We start from the raw sequence: 2,445 nt of genomic DNA, 5'->3' as shown, positions 1-2,445 counted from the left end.
CACGGCGACGGCGCGGCGGGCGCGGGCCCAGACCGGCAGGTCGTCGGCGTGGTTGCCGATGTAGTCGAACCCGTGCTCGCCGAAGGCCGCCACCAGGCGGGCCGCCTTGGCGGCGCCGGAGAGGTTTTGGGTATGATCGGAGGCGAACCAGCCGTCGAACAGGCCGAGATGGTCCGCGACCTTCTCCACCAGCACGGCGTTGCTGGCCGAGGCGAGGTAGACCGGCCGCCCCGCCGCCCGCGCCGCGGCGATGCAGTCCAGCACCGCCGGGTCGTAGGGCAGGCGCGCGGCGTCGAGGGCGGCGGTGCCGAGGTGGTGCTTGATCGCCGCCTTGCCGCGCGGGACCGTTCGCGCCAGGGCGAGGATTCCGCGCGGGTCGCCGCCGATCTCGGCGAAGAAGCTCTCGATGAGGAGGTCGGAGCGGATCAGGGTGCCGTCGAGGTCGACCACCAGGGGCAGGCCCGGCGCAGGGCTCCCCGGCGCGACGCTGCGCGGGCCGTCCACGGCGGCGGGGCCGTCATGGGGGCCGTCCTGAACGAGGGACCGTTCGAGCATGCGCTAGACCTCGAAGCGTGCGGCGCGCGCGGCGGCGGCGGCCATCGGGACGGAGGGAACCACAGCGAAGACAATCATGGCACTCCGGCCTCCATTCGCGGCGCCGCCGTGAGGCAGGCCGGCGCGATCCCGTAGAGGGTCAGGGCCGTGCCGTCGAAGGGGAGATCCGGCCGGATGGTCCGCTCCGGGACGGCGCAGCGGGCCAGGGTCCCGTCGGCGTAGCCGCCGCGCCGCCCGCCGGACTCCGAGAACAGGGTCGGGAAATCGACGAGATAGCGGATGCCCCGGTCGGCGAGGTAGGGGGCGAGGCGCCCCTGCACCACGGCCGGATAGACGTCGTCGTTGACGAGGCCGTCGAGGTTCGTCACCGGGCGCGCGGCGAAGTAGGCGACGATGCCGGCGTTCCAGGCCGCCACCGGGGCGAGGCCGGGCTCGCCGCGCAGCATCAACCCCGCCTCCATGGTGGCGACCTGCCACGGCCACGGCGGGTTGGCGACCCGCCAGGCGCCACCGGCGGCGTAGAGCCCGATGAGCAGCGGCACCGCCGCCCCGCGCAACGGAAGGTTCGCCGCGAGGCCCGCGGCCAGGACGGCGACGGCGGAAAACAACGTCGCGGCGTACCAGTACTGTACCGCGCCGTTGAGGCTGTAGACGGCGACGTAGCCGAGGATCGCCGCGAGGGAGCCGAGGCTGAGGGGATGGTCGAGGAGGGCGCGCAGGCGCCCGCGCAGGGCGATCCAGGCGGCGAGGCCGGCGAGGATCACGGGGACGAGGACCCGCGGCAGGCCGTAGGGGCCGAACAGCTCGACCACCCGCGCCACGCCCGGCCACGGGGTGTAGCCCGACACCGACGCCCAGAAGTGCTTGATGCTGGCGCTGCGCTGCACGAAGCCGCCGGTGAAGTGGTGGGTGTGCAGGGTCACGAGGCCGATGCCGATGAGGGCGCCGAGGCACAGCATCGCCGGCACGCGGAGGGCGGGCCGGCGCCGGTGCCGGAGGGCGTGCGCGGCGAACCCGGCGAGGAGCGCGAACGGCAGCACGGCGTAGTCCGACCGGGCGAGGACGCCGACGATCCCCGTGGCGACGGCCGCGGCCATGAGTGCGGGGGTGGCGTCGCCCCGTGCCGCCCCGGCGGCGAGCCGGTACGACAGGGCGGAGGCGGCGATGACGAGGCAGGATTCCATGGGGAAGCCGACGAGGTGCAGCCCCCCCGCCGACAGGGCGACGAGGACGACGCCGAGTCCGCCCCCGCCGAACGTGTCCCGGGCGGCCCGGGCCAGCCAGAGCACGGCCGCCGCCATCAGACCGGCATTGACGAGGGCGACGAAGACGTAGGTCTCGACGAAGCCGATCCCGGGGGCGATCCCGTAGAGGCCGGCGAGGCCGTAGCCGAACAGCAGGTGGAAGCCGGTGGCGGCGTGGACGCCGTCGAAGGTCCAGGTCCCCAGGATGGAAAAATTCCGGGCCAGGACGAAGTAGTAGAACGCGTCGTCGGGAATGCGCGCGATGATGGCGGCCGGTCCGAGGAGGACGGGGGCGAGGCTGAAGGCCAGGGCGACGCCGAAGGTGATCAGCGCCGCGATTCCGGGCGATACTCTGTCCATGACCACGCGCTCGCTGGCACCGGAGACCGGCCGGCCGCAGCATTGGCGCCATCGCCTTAAAACATCATGACGGGCACCCCTCGCATCCGGGGGAATGGTTCGCGAACGGGTCGCCGAAACGCGAACAGGCCGCCCCGTGAGGGGCGGCCTGTTTCGGTGGGATCGTCTGGAGGGAATGCTGAGGTTTTGAGATGTGCTGTGCAGGTCTGGCGGCGACCGACTCTCCCGTGTCTTGAGACACAGTACCATGGGCGCTGGTGCGTTTAACGGCCGAGTTCGAGATGGG

Annotated in this window: 2 protein-coding genes; both read right to left on the bottom strand. The window is 72.9% G+C overall.

What is annotated here, in order from left to right; genetic code table 11:
- Nucleotides 1-555 (bottom strand): haloacid dehalogenase-like hydrolase (locus FV218_RS22165; protein ID WP_210246138.1); only part of this gene is annotated, 555 nt, incomplete at its 3' end.
- A 74-nt stretch (nucleotides 556-629) separates the two neighbouring features.
- Complete coding sequence (locus FV218_RS22955; protein ID WP_187273145.1) at nucleotides 630-2,159, bottom strand: hypothetical protein; 1,530 nt, start codon at nucleotides 2,157-2,159, stop codon at nucleotides 630-632.
- Between the last annotated feature and the right edge of the window lie 286 nt (nucleotides 2,160-2,445).

This window comes from Methylobacterium sp. WL69 (genome assembly GCF_008039485.1).
In the GTDB taxonomy this organism is placed as follows: Bacteria; Pseudomonadota; Alphaproteobacteria; order Rhizobiales; family Beijerinckiaceae; genus Methylobacterium.
This window is presented reverse-complemented; position numbering and strand designations above follow the sequence as displayed.

Coding starts and splice junctions, on each gene's coding strand:
- FV218_RS22955 (WP_187273145.1), bottom strand. CDS start 2,159: ATGGACAGAGTATCGCCCGGAATCGCGGCGCTGATCACCTTCGGCGTC.